This is a genomic window from Vibrio sp. STUT-A16 (assembly GCF_026000495.1).
In the GTDB taxonomy this organism is placed as follows: Bacteria; Pseudomonadota; Gammaproteobacteria; order Enterobacterales; family Vibrionaceae; genus Vibrio; species Vibrio diabolicus.
This window is the reverse complement of the sequence record NZ_AP026765.1, coordinates 816,440-838,440: the sequence shown is the minus strand read 5'-3', so window position 1 is coordinate 838,440 and position 22,001 is coordinate 816,440. Positions and strand designations below refer to the sequence as shown.

The following is a 22,001-nucleotide window of genomic DNA, read 5'->3' as shown; positions in this document are numbered from 1 at the left end:
ACCAACAAGGTTACTCCATCTGCCTATCCAGAGTCGCCACGCAATTTCTGCCATTTCTTTTCGCAGCATAAAGCGCTTTATCTGCATGCGCATACAAACGTTTGGTGGTTTCATTTCTGCCTATTTCCACCACGCCTACACTCACCGTGACCGGAATTTCAATCTTTTCAAATTCGAACTGACAATTTTGAATGTGGGAACGAACTTCCTCTCCTACCTCTTTCGCCGCCGATAGAGAGGTTTCTGGCAAAATAATCGCAAACTCCTCCCCTCCGACTCTTGCAAAAATTTCGTCTTTGACGAGTAAGTGAGAAACCAAATCAGCTAACGTCTCTAAGACATAATCCCCCGCATCATGACCACGTTTATCATTGATGACTTTAAAAAAATCCAAATCAAATAATAACAACGCGGAGTGATAATCCGGAGCTTGGGATCTAATAACTTCTTCTGTGAGCTTTTCGAAAAAGACACGTCGATTGTAGATGTTGGTAAGAGCATCAATTTGGCTTTGATGGCGAAGAAGAGTTTCAACTCGGTGGCGATTGGAGATGTTACGTGTAAGAATAAGGACAACGCGACGACCTCGGTATTTTATAGCGAGTGGGCAGATCTTGCCTTCGTAGTATAGGTCGCCTCTTGGCCCACTGTTAGCATCTATTCCCTGAATGCTGTCGGCGCACATCTTGTACTCGATCGTCACAATACTGTCTTGTTTCAGTGACCGATTTATCTGTTCGATAAACCAGTCAGCTTTATATTTCTCAAGTACGCTGTGCAGCGTCTCACCTATCAAATTACTTCCATCGTGATAGGCTTTTTTGTCTGTTCCTCCAAAAACATCAATATAGATACCATCTTCACTAAGAATAAAAGTGGGGTCTGGCATTCCGGATAACACGTCTTGCGCATGTTCCAAGGTGAATTGCATATAGGGAGGTTCCTAGCATTTGTATCTAAGTAACCCAATCGCTTCCAAGTGTGTTTCCACATTGGGGAATAGGAGCGAATGGGGCATATGTCTATTATCTAATATAGACAAATTTTAAATACAATTGAGTTTATAAAAACCAAGTGGGCAATATAATGAACCAGGATCAATAGAATGGTTAATTAGCGCTAAAATAGTCGACCATTTGCATATTTTTTACCCATATGCAAAAGATGTCTCAACTCAGATACAAAAAACGCCAAACAGCTAGGCTATTCGGCGTTTTTTAAGAATTGGGAAAATGACTCATTACACGGCGGTTTGCTTAATCTGCTCTACAATAGCTTTCAAGCCATTACCACGTGACGGGCTTAAATGTGCAATAAGCCCCAGTTGATCAAAATAAGCATCGATGTCAAATGCTTGAATTTGATCGGCCTTTTTTCCGTCATAAGCCGCCATCACCAAGGCAATCAATCCACGGACGATACGCGCATCGGAGTCCGCACAAAAATGCCAAACGCCATCTTGCTCTTGGCTCACTAACCACACCAAGCTTTCACAACCCGAAACGGTAACTTGTTCTGATTTCAGCTCTTCTGGCATTTGTGGCAGCTTTTTACCCCACTGAATAACCTGACGGTAACGATCTTCCCAGCCTTTAAATTGCTGCATCGTTGCGACAATATCTTCGCTGGTGATTTCTGTTCCAAATGGAGATGCAGGAAAATCGATCATAATGTGCCCTTCTGTTTGATGCTTTTTGGCTGAACTACTTCTTGTGTTTTTGAATCAGCTTCTCAACGATTCGCGATACCGCAACAAAGCCAAACGTCGCGGTTACGACAGTTGCCGCACCAAATCCGCTAGCACAATCCATACGTTTTGGACCTTCCGCTGTCGACTTCACACCACACACTGAACCGTCTGCTTGAGGGTACTTCAGCTGCTCGGTTGAAAACACGCAATCAATACCAAACTTACGAGCCGGATTCTTAGGGAAGTTATGATGACGACGCAGGGTGTCTTTGATTTTCTTCGCTAGAGGATCTTGGATCGTTTTCGTTAAATCAGCGACCATGATCTGCGTTGGGTCAACCTGACCACCAGCACCACCCGTGGTGATCACTTTGATCTTGTTGCTGCGGCAATACGCCAACAAAGACGCTTTCGCTTTTACGCTGTCAATGGCATCCAGCACGTAATCAAACTCTTTGCTTAAGTACTCATGTTGATTGTCTGGCGTGATGAAATCATCAATCAGATTGACTTTACACTCTGGGTTGATCAATTTGACACGCTCGGCCATCACTTCAATTTTGCTTTGGCCAACGGTGCCCGTCATCGCATGAATTTGGCGGTTAATGTTCGTGACACAAACATCGTCCATATCAATCAGAGTCAACTCACCGATCCCAGTACGAGCCAGCGCTTCCACCGCCCATGAACCTACGCCACCAATACCAATCACACAAACGTGTGCAGCGCGAAGAATGTCCACTTCGCTGTTGCCATAAAGACGACGAGTGCCGCCAAAGCGTTGATTGTAGCTGTCAGATGCTGGGGTATCGAGTTCACGCATATTGAAGTCCAGATGATCGATAGAAAAACAAAGAGTGCGATTTATACGCACTCTTTGATGAAATGTCTAGATAAGAGAGTGTTCCTCTCTCTTGGACGACTATTGTAGCTTTTCTGGCGGTAAAGCCCAAGGCGCTTGAGTTGGTGAGTTTTCTAACCCAAGTTTCCACACTCGACCAAAATGCTTGTAGTGCCCTGCTTCCGTTCCTGCTCTCGCACCAATGCCATGATACAGATCCAAATGGTTTTGTTTTACCGCACCACCAGTGTCTAAAACGATCAGCATTCGCAGTTGATGCGCACCGCTCCACGTACCATCGGCATTCAACAGCGGCACTTCCGCCAAGATTGGCGTACCCATTGGTAAGATAGAACGGTCACCCGCGACGGCGGCCATTGGCAACAACGGAATACCAGCCGAGCCTGTTACTGGCGCTTCTGCTTTTGGCGCAAAGAAAACGTAAGAAGGGTTTTGCTCCAACAACTCGCGCACTGTCGCATCGTCGTTGTCCATCACCCACTCTTTAATCGCTTTGAGAGACATTTTTTCACGCGGCACTTCACCACGTTCAATCAAAATTCGGCCAATGCTGACGTAAGCTTTGTTGTTTTTACCCGCGTACGCAAAGTACTCCAACGTATCATCATCTTCAAAATGCACATAGCCACTGCCCTGCACTTCCATCATAAATGGGTCGATACGATTAGGCGCGTAACCTAGCACCAAACCTTGTCCATCTAGTGCTCCATTGTAGATCTCCGCGCGAGTCGGACAATCTGATGAGCAGTTTGGCTTGCCATAAACTGGGTACTTAAAAATGTCGTTTGGTGTATGACGCAGTTCCATCACGGGAGAAAAGTATCCGGTAAACAGCACATTACCTTTTTTATCACCACCACCCAATTGCGCGGCTTGAATGCCAAACGCACTCAACGCACTGGTATCTCCGCTCTGTTGCGCCCACTCACTTAATCGTTGATATAGCGGTTGGTACATCTTCGCCATGGATGGTGACTTTATCACCACTTGCTCAGCTTGCTTGTTAAATTCAGTAAAATCGCGTGGTTTGTTAGACTCAACCACATCCACTTGATTGAGGATCTGAGGAAACTCACCATCAAGATATTGCTGAGCACGATCATTTTGTTGAGCACAGCCAAAGAGTAGGCTCAAAGAGATAATAGGAAGGAGTTTTTTTAACACGTGTCTTTTCCGTAAAAGAGAATAGCAAAAGGATGGCAAACAAATGCATACGGTGCAATTGAAAAGCAAAGACAAAATGTTTCAACGCTAAGCCAATCCGTTTACTCGTTGTGAATTCATTCAGTTAATGCAACATGATAGCAGCGGAAGAATTACGAAATTGTCCGGATTATGTTTGAAAGTAAGATTTACTGATTGAGAGATGAAGTTGTGATCATCCATGTGACTCACAGACGCAAGGACTCTCAGCTTAAGAGACAATAATAAAAACGACTATCTTACCGCAATCCTTGCACGCCCCTCTAAACGGAATACAGGTAGATAATGTGCATTGGCATCCAGCTTCATTTCTGCATGCTGTTTACCCACAAAATTGAAGTGCCGCTCATTTGAACCCACTCGATACGAAAACGAATCCCCATCGAATTCAAAACTGGTCGCCACTGTAGAACCATTTACGGTAACACCGCGCTCACTCAACACAAATTCTTCACGAGCATAAGGCGCAACATCTTGCTCAACCCAGCGACCATAAATAGTCGATTTGGGAATGGGCGGATTAATGGTTCGAGTAATCAAATCACTATACAGCATGCACACGACAACGGTTCCAACTATCGCTATAAGCATGAGAGAACGCTCTAGCCACTTACGAAGCATTGATTTAGATGACGTTTTTGACAGATTTGAAGCAGTGATCGCAGCATTCTTATTAACAACAGAAGACATGAGGTTCACGTATTGAGAAAAGACGCGCTCATTGTAACTCTCCCCTTCAACGGGACCAAGAACCTACCTCAATATGTTTGTGCTTTATTCCAAAATTTCACCTTGCCACCAAGTGAATAAAAAGGCATTATTTTGACATAATTAAACAAAGGAATGGCTGTAGTGAAAATTCGTAGTACTGCTCTCGTAAAAGGATTCCGTCAATCAACACCTTATGTCAATGCTCACCGCGGAAAAACCATGGTGATCATGCTGGGCGGAGAAGCCGTCGCACACAAAAATTTTGGCAATATTATTAATGATATCGCACTCATGCACAGCCTCGGAATTAAAGTCGTGGTGGTGTATGGTGCACGTCCTCAAATTAATCAGCTGCTAGAAAAACAAGACCTCACTACGCCTTACCACAAAAATATCCGCATTACGGATGAATCGGCTTTATCTGTTGTTATGCAAGCTGCCGGACAACTTCAACTTGCGATTACTGCGCGCCTATCAATGAGCCTCAACAACACTCCGATGGCAGGCACCCAGCTCAATGTCGTTAGCGGAAACTACATCATTGCTCAGCCACTCGGCGTTGATGACGGGGTGGATTATTGCCATAGTGGACGTATTCGCCGCATTGACACCGATGCTATCAACCGCACTCTTGATCAAGGCTCTATTGTGCTACTTGGCCCCATTGCGAGCTCTGTGACTGGCGAGTGTTTTAACTTACTTTCTGAAGAAGTTGCGACACAACTGGCGATCAAATTAGGCGCAGACAAACTGATTGGTTTCTGTTCAGAACAAGGTGTCATTGATGACAACGGTAATGCTGTCGCCGAGTTGCTGCCAATTGAGGCGGAGCATGTCATCAAAACGCTCTCTGAAAATACGTCTCCTGACCTAGATTACAACACTGGGACACTGCGCTTTCTTAAAGGCTCTATTGCCGCTTGCCGTGCCGGAGTACCTCGTAGCCACTTGATCAGTTATAAAGTAGATGGCGCCTTAATTCAGGAGTTGTTCTCTTTCGACGGTATCGGAACCCAAGTCGTTATGGCGAGCGCTGAACAAGTGAGGCAAGCCAATATTGACGATATTGGCGGTATCTTAGACCTCATTCGTCCTTTAGAAGAACAAGGTGTACTCGTTAGGCGCTCTCGAGAGCAGCTTGAGCAAGAGATTGGAAAATTTACCATCATCGAGAAAGACGGCTTGATTATTGGCTGCGCTGCTCTTTATCCGTATCCAGAAGAGCGCAAAGCTGAGATGGCTTGCGTAGCGATTCACCCTGACTATCGTGATGGAAACCGAGGTTTGTTACTGCTCAACTACATGAAGCATCGTTCTAAATCCGAAACCATTGATCAAATCTTTGTCCTCACGACACACAGTTTGCATTGGTTCAGAGAGCAAGGTTTTTACGAAGTCAGTGTCGACTATTTGCCCGGAGCCAAACAAGGGCTATATAACTTCCAACGTAAGTCAAAAATCTTAGCGCTAGATTTGTAGCTTAACCTTAAATCAGGAAGAGAAATTTAAGGTTCCGGTATACCAACACCTCAAGGTGCGGGATTCAGCTCATTGACGCTCAATCCTGCACATCAAGTTTGTTTTGGAGTAAGACCTCACATAAATCCTGCTTCGAGCTAGCGAGTCATCATATAAACACCAACTTAGAAATGCGCAAACCATTGCTTAATTTTCGTTCCAATTTTATCTTTTAAATATACATTTGGTTGGCTATACTCTGCTCGCTAGTGATTGGTTTTTAACCAATACGAATGGATCTAGGTGATGTAATGTAGCCTTCACCCTAAAATACTGGGCAATTGAAAAACTAGTTAGCTCCGTATTGCGTACCAAGGACAGTTGTTAATCTGACTTTAAATAAGCCGAGACGAGCACTGTTATGAGAACAATCATTTGTAATTCGCTTCAAAGCTTCTGGGATATGGCTGACAATCAGTTTTTAGAAGGCCTAGACGTCCACTGTGTTTTCCCCGTAAATGACGCTGTCCGAGATTTTATTCTTGCTTATCAACAGCAATACAAAATACGCAGCGTGTCTTTTACCAATGCGTTTGCAAAACATGCATAAAAGAAGACCGAGCCATAAGCTCGGTCTTCTTTTACGTACGTAATCAATTCAAAACAAAATCATAGCCAACAAAGATGCAAAAATAGTGACTACGATAAAGATTAAAATAGTCCAGTACACTACCCCAATACTTATGAACCACTTTGGGCAAACTCTACGAATATCTGTTAGCTTTCTTTTTTTGGCCAACTTAGGAAATGCAACTGCGGCAACAAGGGCTAATCCATGTATTAAGGCCCCAAAGTGACATCCAGAAACTAAAGCAAGCTCAACTTCTGTATAGTGTTCACTAGTATACGCATAGTGCTTTACTTTTTGCGGCGTGATAACAATAAGCAAAATACCTACTATCAGGTACCAAAAAACTAACAAAGCACCTGCAACAAAAAAATGTAATAAAAGAAACTTCTAATAACTGCAAACTTCACCGACCTTCTATTCCAGCTCTTAAGTAATAGACATCCAAACCACCATTGAGGCTAAAGTGATCATAGCTAGCAGCAATAAAACGCTTATATAAATACGGCAAAGTCCGATGAATAGACCGGAGCAAACTTGATGAATATCAGCAAAGCCCCTTCTCTTCGCCAAAGTTGGTAAAGCGACCGCCACAACTAAGCCTACACCATGAATTAAAGCACCAAAGTGAAAACCTGAGACTAAAGCTAACTCTACTTCTGAATAATGTTTCGGATTAAAAGCAAACCGCTTCACCTTTGGTGGTATAAAAAATATAAAAATTGCTCCGATAATAACGAACCATAAAAACGCGCCTCCTCCGGCGATAAAGAAGGTTAGAAAAGACGAGTCGAGCAAACTCATATTCAGTTGCCTTTGATATGCGAATGAGAAAGGAGAAATATACCTTTAAGGAAGAATATTACTCAATAGCAATCCATTTTTCATGAAAACGAAATGGCGGATATAAGACCCGCCACAAAGAATCATCTTCGAAAATGTCACAATCACAAGTAAAAATTAATTCGTAAGCCGCTGTACTAATCCACTCGCGCGAGCCGTTTTCACCTTAATGCCTCGCTTCAGAACGTTGAGTTCGGCGTAAAGAGCTAAACGCTTTTTCGCGCGGGTAATGCCTGTGTAAATCAACTCACGAGTTAATATCGGGCTAAAGTCTGGTGGCAAAATCATCAGGGTGTAATCAAATTCACTGCCTTGCGATTTATGGATGGTCATGGCGTAAGCCGTTTCATGTTCAGGCACTCGGCTTGGCAAGACCGATTTCACACTGCGGTCAGGTAACTCGAAAAAGACTTTCAAACGCGGTTCTTCTTCACTGTCATCGAGCATGCAAATACCGATATCACCGTTATACAAACCTAGACCATGATCATTACGCGTAACCATGACAGGTCTGCCGTGATACCAAATTTCATCCTGAACCTGAATTAACTTGCGAGCCGCGAGCGCTTTCTCGATGCGCTGGTTTAGCCCAGCAACACCAAAGTCACCTTCACGGATCGCGCACAGCAGTCGGCATTGGTTGAAGGTATCTAACACCGCTTTGGCTTTGTGCGTTAGCGACTCTGACTCTCCGGTTTTAGGATCGGTTTCCTGTTGTCCAATGCGTTTGAGGTAACGACCGTATTCCTGCACCAACGTCTGCATCATTTGGTTGTAATGTTGGCTACTTAGCGCGAAATGTTCGATGTCAGAAAAATCTTTCGCCCAGACATTATCTACGCTCGCAGCAGAACCTGAGTTAACCGCTTTTGCCAACTGACCAATGCCTGAGCGAGCATCAAATCGGTAGCTCTTTTGCAGCATACATAAACTATCGGCAATGCTAGATGCACTGTTACCCGTATGCGCTAAAGTATCGAAACCCGTCAGTTTTGCGATGGCTGATGCCTGCTCTTTGCCATAGCCCAATGCATGGAACGAACAGATATCACCCAACACAGCCCCAGCTTCAACTGAAGCAAGTTGGTCTTTATCACCTAGCAAAATCAGCCGCGCATGTTTCGGTAAGGCATCGACCACTTTGTACATCATTGGCAAATCGACCATCGACGCTTCGTCGATAACTAAAATATCCAAATGAAGTGGATTTTGCTTGTTGTGACGGAATTCTGCGCTATTAGGAATCGCGCCCAGCAACCGATGTAAGGTGCTTGATTCAGTCGGAATTTTGGCTTTTAGCTCCAGAGAAACTGGCAGCTCTTGCACAGCTTTACCAATGGACTCGGTTAATCGCGCCGCCGCTTTCCCCGTCGGGGCCACCAGCTTGATGGTTAGATTTTTCTCGTGCGTCGCCTGTTCAATCAAAGCGGCAAGCAATTTGGTTACTGTCGTCGTTTTACCCGTGCCTGGGCCACCAGAAATCACAGCAAATCGACGGGTTAACGCAACTGCCGCCGCGACTTTCTGCCAGTTCACGCAAGCCGAGAGTGGTACGAGTTCATCCAGTATTTGCAAATCTTGAACCTTGCGCGCATTGCTAAGCACGGAATCAATGGCGTGCCAATCCAACGATTCGCTTGCGACCACATCAAGGTGGTCACACACCAATTGCTGACGCAACACTTGGTTGCTGCTTCCCGCTTCTACTGCTTTGCCTAACGCGTTAAACAAAAAATGGTATTGGCGTGCAAACAGATGGTTGAGCAAGTCCGATAATCGCGCAAACTCTTGTGGTTGCAAGTTAACTGTGGCGCCCAACTGATAGAGCTTTTCCGCCAGTGTCACTTCATAATGCCAATAGCGATGCAGATACAGACGCTCACCATCGAACATCAGCGGCAAGGCTTCTCCTTGCGCGCCAACCACGCTGGAATTTTGTAATACTTCAATCCAGTCTATGCCTTGCAACTGTGTGTTGAGCGCCAATGCCGACTCACCAAACAGCCCTAGCTTACTGGCTAAATCCGTAGATTGCCCTTGTGCATCGAACAGAGACAGACAGATATGTCCTTTGCCAAGCTCACTACTGACAACACCAGCGATAAACGCCAGTGCTTGGCTATCCGACTGTTCATCATGCGTTTGAGAATCAATAAAACAGGCAAATTGATAGTCGAGCTGACGAATAGCACCTTTGTGCGCCAAGCGTTCTAGCACTACCAATAGGCTATCTTGGTCAGAATGAAGATTGTGATTTGTCGTCATTAAAGTAGCTCCATCTGCCCGGCTTGAGTTGAGCGCGTTTCAAGTGCTTGACCATCAATCAAACGATCCATCTCTTGTAAGAACTCGAAAGTTGGTTTCGCGGCAAAAATGCCGTGGTCACTCTGCCCATCCATGCCGCGCAAGAACAAGTAATACACGCCACCGAAGTGCTGCTCATATTGATAATTCGCCAATCGGCTGTGTAGGAAACGATGCAGTGCTAACGCATAAATCTGGTACTGCAGATCGTAGCGGTGATCCGCCATGGCCGATTTCAGAGCCTCACCATGGTAGTGCGTCACATCGTCGCCAAGATGATTCGATTTCCAGTCAAGCACATAGTATTTACCTTGATGTTCAAACACCAAGTCGATAAAACCTTTGAGCATGCCTTGCACGGTTTGGAAACCTAAATCCCCCGCTTTCGCCGACAACGGATCGTGACGTTGAATGACTCGGTTTAACGCCGGCGCAGACAACACTTCAATCGGCAACAAAAATTCCATCTCCACCAAACGTTGCGACGGTGCTTTTTGATTCAGCAGCAAAGACTTACCATCCAACGGCGTTGCGAGTACGGTATCAATCAATTGTTGTAAAATGGGCAACCACTCTTCATCGAGCTGTTCGCTTTCCATCAAACCAAGGATGATTTGTGTATTCTCTTCCGTCGTGGCTGGCTGAGTAAATTCAATTTCCTCAAACAGGCTGTGCAGGAACGTACCCGGACGCGCACCGCGAGGGAAGGTAAAAATAGAACGCTCTGGCTCCACCAAATCCGCTTCGTCTTGCTCTTCAGATGAGTCGATATCAAAACCCGTAATCTCAATCGTGGCATCATGCTCGGCGTGATGAGAGCCTTGCTTGACCAAGCCAGAATAACTGGTGATGCGCCAGTTTCTGTCGATAGGGTTTTGCAGCTCTTTCGCGCTAAGATCGTGTATTTCTTCTTGTGGCGCTACGTACTTGTCTTCGAGTTGCTGCGGCGGATCGGCCACAACGACACAATCAAGCTCGTCTTGTTGCTGTGTTAAACCTTGGCGCAAATCGTTAATGCCACCTTCTTGACCATTCTGAATCAAATAGCCAATCGCACTGCGGTGTACGCCAGTTGGCTCTTTGGTCGAACGACCATTGCGCAAAGGCGAGGCTCCAATAAAACACGCATACACAGCACGCGTTAGTGCCACGTATATCAAGCGTAAGTCTTCCGCCAAACGCTCTTTATCCGCTTGCTTCATGGACGCATCGTTGCCAGTGATATCCAGTACCGTGCGGTCATTGGCTGCATCGTAATATTTGGCTTCGCTGGCTTCTCGATAGCTGAACACAAACGGCAGAAATACGAGGTCATACTCCAAGCCTTTTGATTTGTGAATAGTTACGATCTGCACTAAGTTACGTTCCGATTCTAAACGTTGGATTTGGTCATCACTGCCACCCAAACCGTTTTCCGCATCACTGATAGACTGAGCGAGCCAACGCAGCAGACCGTGGTCGCTATCCAGTTCATTGCCGGCTTGTTGAAGCAGTTCACCAATGTGCATTAAATCGGTAAGTACTCGCTCACCATTCTCCCCCTTTGAACTCGCGCCTTCTTCTAGTAATCGCTCGGCAATATGGCGTTTGCTGATCACCGCGCGCAACATCGGCAGCACACCACGTTGAACCCAAAGTTTGCGATATTCTTTGAATTCGTTTACGGCATTTTCCCACACCACTTCATCGTTATTAAGCGCATCCAAACTTGCTGCATCGAGGGCAAATAGCTCAGAGGCAAGACTTGCACGCAGCGCACGGTCATTTTCTGGAGTCAGCACCGCTTGCAGCAAACGCTGTAAATCCTGCGCCACCGAACTGGTAAACACACTGTCTCGGTTAGACAGGTACACGCTGGCAATGCCTTGATCAGCCAACGCTTGTTTGATCATTCGACCTTCACTACCTGTTCGAACCAACACCGCAATATCGCCCGCTTGAACCGCTTTCTGTTTTTCACCATTCACCAGACACGCTTGCCCCTGTTGAGCCTGCGTCAAAATGGTTTGGATTTGGCTTGCGGTCGCCTCCGCCATTCGAGTCAAATACTCGCCTTTTGGTAGCGGTTTATCGTCCGCTTCTTGCAACCAATAAGTCAGCGCGGGTTGCTTTTGGCCACCCATAGTCCAAATGCGTTTTTCGGCATTGGGACTGTACTTAACGGGTAAGAACGGAATATCCGAATCGTAGATAAATGGACTGTCTGGCAAAGCAAATACTTGGTTCACCGCCTGCACCATATCGGCACTTGAACGCCAGTTAGTTCCAAGCGTGTAGTGGGCACTTACTTGGTTACGCGCTTTGATATAAGTGAAAATGTCTGCGCCACGAAAGCCATAAATCGCCTGCTTGGGGTCACCGATCATAAACAAACCACATTCTGGATTATTCAGATAAATACGGCTGAAAATACTGTATTGAAGCGGGTCGGTATCTTGGAACTCGTCAATCATTGCGACAGGATACAAAGTACGAATACGCGCCGCTAAAAGCTCGCTTTCATCCGTATCGATAGAAGCAGAAAGTTGCGTCAGCAAATCATCGAAAGAGAGCCACTGTTTTTGATTTTTCGCGTTGGCCAGCATCACACGACAATGCTCAATCGCATGAGCAAGCAGTGGCGCTTTTAAGCTGATTGGATTGGCAAGAAATGTTTCAATGGCTTCAAATACCGCATGCTGCGGCGCACTGCCTTTCGGTGTTTTTTCCAACAAGACGTTTTGCGCGAATTTCTCCAGCTTGTCTGGATAATCGTAACCTGTGGTTTCCGTTGCCGCCCAAGCATTCACCGCCTCCAACCACGTCGGCAGAGACTTTTTGGTGTAGCTGCGTTTGTTAATATCTGAATCTGAAATCAGCGTGAAGAAGTCATCTTGGCTTTCTCGCCACTGTGCTTTTAATTCATCAATTTTTTTCAGATTTTCAGTATGAAGATCAGCCAAACTGCCTTTCATTGCAGGAACAGAAAGGCTTAACGGCGCACCGGTTAAGTAATTGCTGATGTCAGACAACAACGCAGATGGAGAGCTCCATAGCTGGCGAATTTCCCCAGCCAAGGTAAATGGCAACGGGTAGAAATTGCGGCGCCAGTAATCGGCTACAACTTGCGCTTTTAAGTGACTTTCATCGGTCACAAACTCGTTATTAAATCGGCTGCCAGATTCAAACGCATTTTGCGTTAGCATACGTTGGCAAAAACCGTGAATCGTGTAGACCGCCGCCTCGTCCATCTGACGCTCTGCCTGCAATAAAATTTCTGCGGCTTGCTTGTGATCGTCAAACTCATTAAGCAAAGGTTGGATCACCGGATCGGAACTCTGTCCACGCGCAAACGCGATTCGCGCATCATGGATTCTTGCCCTGATACGATCGCGTAATTCCGCAGTTGCCGCTTCGGTAAAGGTTACAACCAGAATTTGGTCGACCGTAAGCGGTACGCGATGTCGAGTTTCCGCGCTGCCATGACCAAGCAAAAGACGCAGATATAAACCTGCAATAGTGAAGGTTTTACCTGTACCTGCTGATGCCTCGATTAACCTCGCACCGTGCAGAGGAAACGTCATCGGTTCTAGTGGCGTTGGTTGAGGTTGCTCTGTGCGGTCTAACGTATGTAGAGGACACTCTGCACCTGACATTTGATCCATAACGCTGAATCTCTCCGGATTATTTACTAGGACGTATCACCTAATAAATGTGATCTATAGTTAAAAATTCTATTAATATGTTTAACAAGTTGGATAATTTAGAGCTTTGTGAGATCTTTCTCACGGTTATCCATAAGACGTACCGTTAGTATGCGCCCCACGAGATAAGCCAAACCTTTTTGGCGGCACAACTCAAATGAATTAAACAAAAGTATCATGGTCCCTCTGACCTTGTGGCCGTACAGCGAACGCCCTACAAAAAATAATGATTTTCTGGCGGCCACCCTACTCTTCCTTCTCTTTATCCAACTGTCTTTATTACGCTTTTACGTCATCGGCGTCTTGAACCGCTAAGCGCGCACCTTGCAGTACTAATGCTGTCAGCAAACGAACTTCTGAGGCCAACTCATCATTCCAAGCAGGCCAAATTCGAGAGATGTACGCGTTATTGCCTTCGCCCTGGCTCATGAAGCCATCATTGAATGCGTCAGCCATTTTCTTCAAAGATTTGTCTTCGTCATCGACCCACTGACCCCGGCTAAAGCCCGCTTCAACACAAGCCAACGCCGTTTTCGGGAAATAAGGCAAAGGCTTAGTCATGCCTTCGAAGAACAAGCGAACCAATTCAGTCAGTAGCTGCTTGGCATACTGCACATCGGCAATGTCTGGGTAGATAAAATGCAGCGCGCCTTCTTTACGATCGTAGCCAATCAGATGGGTTTTCTTAGCATGACCCGACGCCGACATGGCAAGGTGATCGATCCACGCTGCAAGGTAATCTTGCGCTCGAATCTTACCGCTTCGATAGCGAATCAAACCGGATTGGTAGCATTGAGTTAGCCAACCTGTTAGGCGAACGTTTTTCTCTTCGCCTTCATTTCGCTCAAACAAGGAATCAAACGTCAGGTCGATTTCCAAATCGTCTTGAGGGGCACCAGATAAAAACGCCAGTTTGTCCACCAGGTCTTCCGCCTGAACTCGGTTGGTTTCAAACTCGATATCACCAAACGCCCCCACTGGCAGTTTGCCTTTCGCGCGCTGTTGACTCATAAAGTGTTTAAGCACCTCTGCTTTTTTCTCTGGCTGCGTCAATGTCGTTTCAAGCAAGGTTTCTAACAGCTCATCACGCATTTGATAGCTTTCCAAACCACCTAAAACAAAGGGTTCGTCGTCTTCCATCACCGGTAGTGGCGGTTCAAAGATTACTTTTAAACGACGATTGAAAAAATACTGCACAGGTAAGCGCCAGAAACGTTGCAACTCGACTAAGTCGAGCTCAAGTGGGAACGTCGCTCCTAACAGATAGTCGTCTAATGCCCGATTAAAATCACGACGAACATAGCCTTGCGATTGACTGCTTTGAGTCAATGCCGCTGGAATCCACTCTTTCGCGTAGCTGGCGTGCGTACCTTGGAACGCTCTTGGGCTAAACGGCACCATGGCGTGGGTATTCACCAACGCATTTAATAAGTTGTCGCCAGACTCATCAACGGGCAACGCTTCATCACCACTTAAACAATAGTTTTGGTGACAGTATTCCATCAGCTCAGAAACCAGAACCGAAGGCACTCGCTCGGTGTTGTCTTGGATTGAACGGCCAACATAACTGATGTAGAGCGTTTGCTGTGCAGACAACATCGCTTCGAGGAATAGGTAACGGTCATCATCTCGGCGCGAACGATCGCCCGGTTTGGTTCTTCCGGTCATCAAGTCAAAGCCTTCCGGCGGCATGGAGCGTGGGTACACGCCGTCATTCATCCCCAGTAGACAAACGGTTCTAAACGGAATAGAGCGCATCGGCATCAGAGTACAAAAGTTCACTTGACCAGCCAGGAAGCGCTGGCTGACTCGTGTGCCAGATAATTTGTTTTGAAGGTATTGGCTGATGATCGACGGCGATAACGCATCATCAAATGCGGCATCAGCTAATTGCTCTTTGAGTTGGCTGAGCGTATCGCGAATGGATTTGAGCGCCATTTCGCCTTCTAACTCAACGGAGAAGAAGTCATCCAGCAGTGAAACCAAAGTCTCTCGCCAACCATCAATAGTCTGAACATGAGAAAGTTTGCTTCGATAAGTGCTAATTTGTTGGATAAAGTGTGCCAACTTGCCCGCAAGCTCTGCGCCCATGCCTTGCACTTCGTTGTACGGAGACAAACTGCCTTGCTCGGTTTCAAACAAACCTGCGGATTCTGGCATCGCGTAGCCAAGCAACATGCGTTGAATACCAAATTGCCATGTGTTTTGACGGGTTTCCGGCAGTTCAAATTCGCGTCCGGTATTGGCATCCAACCCCCAGCGAATTCCCGATTCCTCAACCCATTGTTTGGCTTGTAAGAAATCATCTTCGCTGAGTTCAAAACGCTTTAATATCGCTGGAGTTTCCAGAAGTTCGAGTAGTTCTGATGCCAAACAGCGCGTATTGGGTAAGTTCACCAACTGCATAAATGCAGCCAGAATTGGGCTCTCTTGATCGGCAGTTCGGTCAGAAATCGAATAGGGAATAAAACGCTCACCCGGCGCGTTACCAAAGACCGCCTGAATCGCAGGGCTGTAAGCGTTGATGTCCGCGACCATCACGATAATATCGCGCGGTTTTAACGTTGGGTCAGCATCGAACATCGCCAACAGTTGATCATGCAGCACTTCCACTTCACGCATCGGGCTGTGACAAGCGTGTAGGCTCAGTGATTTATCACCCAAGCTAACCACTTGTTTGTGATGACTGTTTTCAATCTGTTGGTCATCTTGATGTTCTTCAAGATTGAGAATATCCGCTTGCAATTGATGGAGCAGACTGTCGCGCTCAACATCAACAAAGGCTTCAATTTCATGAGATTCTAGCTGAGACAACAGATACATATTGTCGCGCCCGAGTTTACCCATGGATGCCAACAGACTGTTTCCGACCACATCGGTGTGCAGCTCATCGATCACGTTATCTTCCAGTGATCCTTTCAGTTGCTCTGTTTCACCTTGCACTTCCGAGTGATCGTCCTGCCACACAACGTGCTGACGATGTTTCGCCGCCAAACGAGCCAGATATTTGCGATCTCGAACTTCACCCCAGTAATAACGACACGGGTTGGTGAACATCAGGTGCACGTCGATGTGTTCACCAATTGCTTTTAGCGCATCCATATAGCGAGGCGGCAACGAAGAAATACCAAAAACAAACAAACGCTTGGGTAAATGGTCAAAATTGCCGTTAAAACTCGCTAATGTGTCGATAAAGTGCTCATAAAGGTTGGCACGGTGATATGGAGACTGTCCTAATGACACAGTGTGATCGTACAACGCTTGCCATAGGATCGGCTGCCACGGATGCTCATCTTCCAGCTCTGGCACACTCAGCCCAGCTTCCCAACTTGCGATCCATTCCGGACGATACACCAAGTAACCATCGAAAATATCGGCAATTTTCTCAGCCAGCTGATACAGCTTAGAGTGGTCACTGTCATCTTTGAGGTACTGCGCTAACGGCGAAAACACCTCTTGGTCGAGAAGCCCCGGTAGCAGATGCATCAGCTTCCACGTCATCGCTTCTTTGTTAAACGCACTGCGCTTGGGCACGTCTGGCAACACCTGCGTAAACATTTCCCAAATGAAGGTAGCGGGGAGCGGAAAATCAATGTTCGCGGCAACACCAAACTCTTTGGCCAATTCCATTTTTAGCCACTGGGACATGCCCGGACTTTGAACCAGAATTTGTTCTTTTTCGAACGGGTTTTCCAGCGGACTGATTCGAATCAGTTCGACAAGGAGTGATTTAAGAACGTCAACTTGGTTGGAGTGATAAACAGTAAACAAATTGGGAATACCGAGCGCCGATTGAAACTGTTAGCTAGCTTAGCACAGCCCCATTTAAACCCGCAGTGATCTCGTGTTCGGAAAAAACAAAAGGTTATATATCACTCAAATAGAGTATGAATCTTCTTAATTTTCACATGTCAATCAAGTCTGACACTTCCATACAAAATGTGACATTCATCGCAACTATTCCATAATAAAAAACACTGTTTTATACTCCCACTACCCATAATTTATAAACAAACAAAAAGTATGTTTCGCAAACTGTCTTCCAACAGCGCTTGGCTGATTGCTTTTTTTGCTTGCTTTGCAGTGTATCTGTCGATCGCTTGTTATCCTTTTGTGTTGTCTAACAATCAGAATGAACCGCTAACCTTGTTGCAAGGTTACTATTTGGTTTCGACTCAATATGGCTGGCTGGGCTTGATCGCACTTCCATTTATGTTGTTGAGTTTATTGCTCTCTTTTCTACCGACTCGAGCATTCAAAGGCATCGTGATCGCTATCGCGATCTGTCTATTGATCATGTTTAAAGTCGATATCCTCGTTTTTCAGCAATACAAACTTCACATCAACGCCCTATTAATTCGTATGTTTTTCGAAGGTGGCGGTGATGTCTTCGATATTTCGTGGATGAGTTGGCTAATCTTCATCAGTGAAGTTGCCGTTCTGGTGATCGGGCTCGCCTGTACCGTTTGGGTAAGTAATAAACTGGCACAAAGCCGAGCTAAGTTCGTTTTGATCAGCGTCTGGTTTGCTGTATTGCTCAGCACACAGATGATTCATGCGTACAAAAACGCGCTTTACGACGATGAAGTCAGTCAGTTTTCGAATAACTGGCCACTTTACTACCCGCTGACGGCTCGTAAATTTATTTACAAACACGACCTAGTGGATGAGAACATTGCATCGAAGAACCGCGTAGAGTTAACCAACATTGAACGTAGCTCACTCAACTACCCGCTTGCGCCCATTCAAGTACAAAGCAAAGAGAAGCAGCCCAATGTTTTGTTTATCTTGGTTGACGCGTGGCGCTACAGTGATGCGACGCCGGAAGTCATGCCAAATGTCAGCAAGTTCGCCGAAAAAACAGTGAATTTCACACAACATATGAGCGGCGGCAACTCAACTCAAGCGGGTATTTTCAGCCTGTTTTACAGCTTGCCCGCGACCTACTGGGAAAGCTTTTACGCAAGCCAACGCTCTCCTCTTTTTATGGATACGCTGCAAGCAGAAGGCTACCGCATGGGCATTTTTGGCTCGGCACCGCTCACCAGCCCGCCACTTTCTCGCACGGTATTCAAAAAAGTGTCGGACTTGACCTTGAAACAAAGTGGGGAAACGGCAGTCGAGCGCGATCAGCAGATCACAGACAAGTTCATCGAGTTCCAAAAGCAGGACAGCGACAAGCCGTACTTTGGTTTTCTGTTCTACGATGCCGCCCACGGCACGGTGTTTCCTGAACCTGAATTTGCGAAATTCAAACCATACTGGGAACGCGTTGACCACATTTTGCTCAACAACGATTTTGACGCTTCGCTTTACCACAATCGATACAAGAACTCGTTGTACTACATCGATAGCTTGATTGGTGATGTGCTGAAAAACGTCGACTTAGACAATACCATTGTGGTGATTTCATCTGATCATGGTGAAGAGTTTAATGACCATAAGATGAACTATTGGGGCCACACGGGTAACTACAGTGACGTACAAGTGCATGTGCCTCTTTACGTGTACATGCCAAATCGTCAACCAGAGCAAATTGATTACCGCACGACCCATTTTGACGTCGTGCCAACCATGATGAATACGCTGTTTGACGTTCAAGGCACAACGAGTTCATACAGCGTTGGTCATAACTTGTTTGATAGTTCTGCCCCTCGCGATTGGTATATTGCTGGCAGCTACTACAACTATGCATTGGTCGGCAAAGAACTGATGCTTGTGGTCAACCCTGGCGGGCACTCTCAGCAACTGAATCGCCAGTTAAAAGTCGAGAAAGAACAGAAAGTTCCTGTCGATATCATTCGTCATTCTCTGGATGAGATGTCGCGATTTTACAAAAAAGGCTAGTGTCCAACATCGACGCCGATTGAAATAAAAAAGCCTCTTGGCTGTAAGACCAAGAGGCTTTTCCCTATCTGCTATTTAAGCGTGATGAGCGTGCATCAAGCGTGGCTGAATCAATAAGTTGTTGATGTATTGTAAAGCCACATAAGAGACAACAAATGTTGCCACAATCAACTCAAGACCAGCCAAGCCTCGCACTTGTTGAACATAGTGCGCAGCCAATCCTTGCAACTCCATCCAATTCGCCATTTTAAACAGCGCCGTCGCACCGATCACCATCGGGAAAGTGAACGCCGCATAGCCTGGGCTAAATGGCAGTCTAAGCAATTTAAAGAATGCGAGGTAAATGATGGCTGTCATCAATACCGCGATACCAAATAGCATAGCGATGATCACTGGTGATGGTGTCGCAGTGACCGTTAAGTACCCTGCCAATGATAGACTTGCTGGCGCTGCCATGATTGCCATTGTTGGTTTCGCTGCATCCGGAATTTCATGGGTAAACATGAAACGGTAAATCATCATCGGCAACATGATCGCGTACGCCACCATCCCAAACATCAATGCACCTTGTGCTACTGGTGCTAACATCGGGTTGCCAGAGAAAGACACATCCGCAACGATGATACCCACTGGCGGTACAAACCAACTAGGAACCATGTGGTGCAATTCAAAATCTTTGGCGCGATGGTAAACAAAGCTCACCAAGAACACGATGTGCAGAACCACTGCAATCAGCCAAAGCACATCACCAGCTAATGGGTAAAAATGGCCGAGAGAGTTCGATACCACCATAGTGCCCATCGCAAATGTCGGAACCACGCTACCCACAACCGGATGAGCAAGATCTTCTCTCAATAAATGGTTATGTAGCAAAAACTTGGTTGCCAATATAACCAACAATACGCTCGCAATACCCGCACTAATCCACTGTCCGTAGCCATGTAATTCGGCGAAGTTTTCCCAACTCCAGCCTAAGCTTGCAATACCAAGAGCCAAACCCGCCATCGGAGTTGGTGCTCCCATTACTTTTGCTTTTGTTCTTTGAATCATGATGACCTCAACCAGACTCACTCTTGATGGAGCGTATAATACGCTTGCACTTCGTTCCGATATATCTAATTATTTAAAACAAACGTTCAAAATTACTTAACGGTGGGGTATGGCAAGTCACATTTCTCTTAAACAACTGAAAGTGTTTACGACGATCACGCAGCACAAAACGCTCACAGCGGCTTCTGATAGTCTCTTTTTATCGAAAGCGGCAGTGAGCATGGCACTCTCAGAATTAGAAAAACAGATCGGCCATCACTTGTTTGATCGTGTTAATAACCGACTAATTTTGAACCAAGAAGGTCAAAAACTGCTGCCACTGGCGGATGAATTACTCAACCGAGCCAAAGACATCGAGAGCATTTTCGATGGTGACCAAGCGCTATCGGGCCAACTTCGCATTGGCGCCAGCGACACCATTGGCAACCAAGTCGCGCCCTATTTGCTTAGCGAATTTCGTCAGCAAACGAACCATCGTTCCCAAAGCCTGTTCATTTCTAACTCTGCACAAATCTGCGACATGCTGACCGATTACGAGTTAGACATTGCCCTCATTGAAGGCAAAACACTTCACCCTGAATTGCAGTCCACCCAGTTTAGCGAAGATGAAATGTGCGTGATTTGCACGCCAGATTACCCAGCCGCGAACGAAGGGCCAGTAAACTTAACCGAGCTAGAAAACAGCGAATGGATATTGCGAGAGGCGGGGTCTGGTTCACGCGAATTTTTTATGCGCGTTGTCGCGCCGCGCTTGGAACATTGGCATGAAGCTTTTCAGCTCAATACCACCGAAGCGTTGATCAACTCAGTATCTGCTGGGCTAGGCTTAGGTTGCTTGTCACGTTTGTCTGCTGAACCTGCTATTCGTGACGGTCGCGTGCAACTGCTCGACATGCCTTTAGATATGAAACGTCGCTTCTGGCTACTGGTTCACAAAGAGAAATACCAAAGCCCACTACTCAGAACGTTTATCGAATTTTGCCAAGATTGGGAACGACCAAATAACCTTTATCTAGAGAATACGCCCTCCAAGTGAAACGGAGATAGTTTAAATGCTGGTCAGTTAGTCGTACGTGTCTCTCATTCTTAGGCTTGTCGCTAGACTTAACTGGTCAAAAACTGTATAAAAAGCCAGTATCAATACACCAAGTTAGGGGACCAACCATGGCTGTAATCGTCAAGTACGTGGTAGAACGCAATGGAGAAGAGAAAATGACTTTTACCTCTAAAGCGGAAGCTGACGCATACGATAAAATGCTAGACATGGCAGACGAACTATTCACGCTGCTAGGTAAAAGTGAACTTCTAGAAGACGAAGGTAAGCAAGAAGATCTTGCGATGTACCTCGCTCAAAACAAAGAAGAAGTGCTTTACGCACTGGGTGCAAAACGCAAACCGGCACCAAAGAAAGCAAAAAAGCTTGAATCTGTAGAAGAAGACAAGCAAGAAGACGCTGCATAAGCCTCTCATTTGTTAAAGAAACGCCGCATCATGTGGCGTTTTTTGTATCTGAAGGCACACATCATCATGGAAAGATCGCCCTTTCTTTCGAGCACAGATACGACAAATCGCCTTCTTTCATTTCAACAAACACCTGCTAATTGACCACCTCACAACCACATTTCTCATCAGACAGACATATCTCCCAAAAGACAAAAGGTATCCATCTACAGACTTTATCTATTTCCCCTCTTTAAACTCCCTAGCACTCTCATTATGATG

15 protein-coding genes are annotated in these 22,001 nt (G+C 46.0%); 5 read left to right on the top strand and 10 right to left on the bottom strand.

What is annotated here, in order from left to right:
- Positions 1-10 precede the first annotated feature (10 nt).
- The 5 genes from OO778_RS03930 to OO778_RS03910 form a co-directional block, all read right to left on the bottom strand.
- Positions 11-931 (bottom strand): GGDEF domain-containing protein, encoded by a 921-nt coding sequence (locus OO778_RS03930; protein WP_074191717.1) that lies wholly within the window; start codon positions 929-931, stop codon positions 11-13.
- Between the two features lie 309 nt (positions 932-1,240).
- On the bottom strand, positions 1,241-1,669 hold the full coding sequence (gene csdE / locus OO778_RS03925) for a cysteine desulfurase sulfur acceptor subunit CsdE (protein WP_074191718.1): 429 nt from the start codon (positions 1,667-1,669) through the stop codon (positions 1,241-1,243).
- Positions 1,670-1,703: 34 nt separating this feature from the next.
- Positions 1,704-2,513 carry a tRNA cyclic N6-threonylcarbamoyladenosine(37) synthase TcdA gene (gene tcdA / locus OO778_RS03920; protein WP_005484934.1) on the bottom strand — a complete coding sequence of 270 codons (810 nt, stop codon included), beginning with the start codon at positions 2,511-2,513 and terminating at the stop codon, positions 1,704-1,706.
- 99 nt (positions 2,514-2,612) lie between these two features.
- Positions 2,613-3,716, bottom strand: a complete 1,104-nt coding sequence (mltA, locus tag OO778_RS03915) for a murein transglycosylase A (protein WP_012841480.1) — start codon at positions 3,714-3,716, stop codon at positions 2,613-2,615.
- A 273-nt stretch (positions 3,717-3,989) separates the two neighbouring features.
- Entirely contained in the window at positions 3,990-4,445 is a 456-nt protein-coding gene (locus OO778_RS03910; protein WP_065645491.1) for a DUF2850 domain-containing protein, read from the bottom strand.
- 162 nt (positions 4,446-4,607) lie between these two features.
- On the opposite strand from OO778_RS03910, the gene argA reads away from it, so the two are divergent.
- A complete protein-coding gene (gene argA, locus OO778_RS03905) occupies positions 4,608-5,945 on the top strand; it encodes an amino-acid N-acetyltransferase (RefSeq protein WP_012841478.1) in 1,338 nt (445 codons plus the stop codon).
- A gap of 400 nt (positions 5,946-6,345) precedes the next feature.
- Entirely contained in the window at positions 6,346-6,534 is a 189-nt protein-coding gene (locus OO778_RS03900; protein ID WP_074191720.1) for a hypothetical protein, read from the top strand.
- Between the two features lie 447 nt (positions 6,535-6,981).
- Here OO778_RS03900 and OO778_RS03895 read toward each other — a convergent pair whose 3' ends face one another.
- The 4 genes from OO778_RS03895 to recC form a co-directional block, all read right to left on the bottom strand.
- A complete protein-coding gene (locus tag OO778_RS03895; RefSeq protein ID WP_074191721.1) occupies positions 6,982-7,356 on the bottom strand; it encodes a hypothetical protein in 375 nt (124 codons plus the stop codon).
- Positions 7,357-7,512: 156 nt separating this feature from the next.
- Positions 7,513-9,660 (bottom strand): exodeoxyribonuclease V subunit alpha, encoded by a 2,148-nt coding sequence (recD, locus tag OO778_RS03890; protein WP_264910706.1) that lies wholly within the window; start codon positions 9,658-9,660, stop codon positions 7,513-7,515.
- Complete coding sequence (recB, locus tag OO778_RS03885; RefSeq protein ID WP_258614107.1) at positions 9,660-13,334, bottom strand: exodeoxyribonuclease V subunit beta; 3,675 nt, start codon at positions 13,332-13,334, stop codon at positions 9,660-9,662. The genes recD and recB overlap by 1 nt, the downstream gene beginning before the upstream one ends.
- 327 nt (positions 13,335-13,661) lie before the next feature.
- Positions 13,662-17,153: an exodeoxyribonuclease V subunit gamma gene (gene recC / locus OO778_RS03880; protein ID WP_258614089.1), complete on the bottom strand. Its 3,492-nt coding sequence runs from the start codon at positions 17,151-17,153 to the stop codon at positions 13,662-13,664.
- A 252-nt stretch (positions 17,154-17,405) separates the two neighbouring features.
- Between recC and OO778_RS03875 the strand changes: the two genes are divergently transcribed.
- Complete coding sequence (locus OO778_RS03875) at positions 17,406-19,229, top strand: DUF3413 domain-containing protein (RefSeq protein ID WP_074191724.1); 1,824 nt, start codon at positions 17,406-17,408, stop codon at positions 19,227-19,229.
- A gap of 75 nt (positions 19,230-19,304) precedes the next feature.
- On the opposite strand, the gene OO778_RS03870 is transcribed toward OO778_RS03875, so the two are convergent.
- Complete coding sequence (locus tag OO778_RS03870; protein ID WP_025533968.1) at positions 19,305-20,279, bottom strand: TDT family transporter; 975 nt, start codon at positions 20,277-20,279, stop codon at positions 19,305-19,307.
- 109 nt (positions 20,280-20,388) lie between these two features.
- Between OO778_RS03870 and OO778_RS03865 the strand changes: the two genes are divergently transcribed.
- Together OO778_RS03865 and OO778_RS03860 are read left to right on the top strand one after the other, a co-directional pair.
- The gene (locus tag OO778_RS03865; protein ID WP_074191725.1) at positions 20,389-21,315 is read left to right on the top strand and encodes a LysR substrate-binding domain-containing protein; all 927 of its coding nucleotides are present in this window, start codon (positions 20,389-20,391) and stop codon (positions 21,313-21,315) included.
- 128 nt (positions 21,316-21,443) lie between these two features.
- Positions 21,444-21,740: a YebG family protein gene (locus OO778_RS03860; protein ID WP_041852896.1), complete on the top strand. Its 297-nt coding sequence runs from the start codon at positions 21,444-21,446 to the stop codon at positions 21,738-21,740.
- The last annotated feature ends 261 nt before the right edge of the window (positions 21,741-22,001 follow it).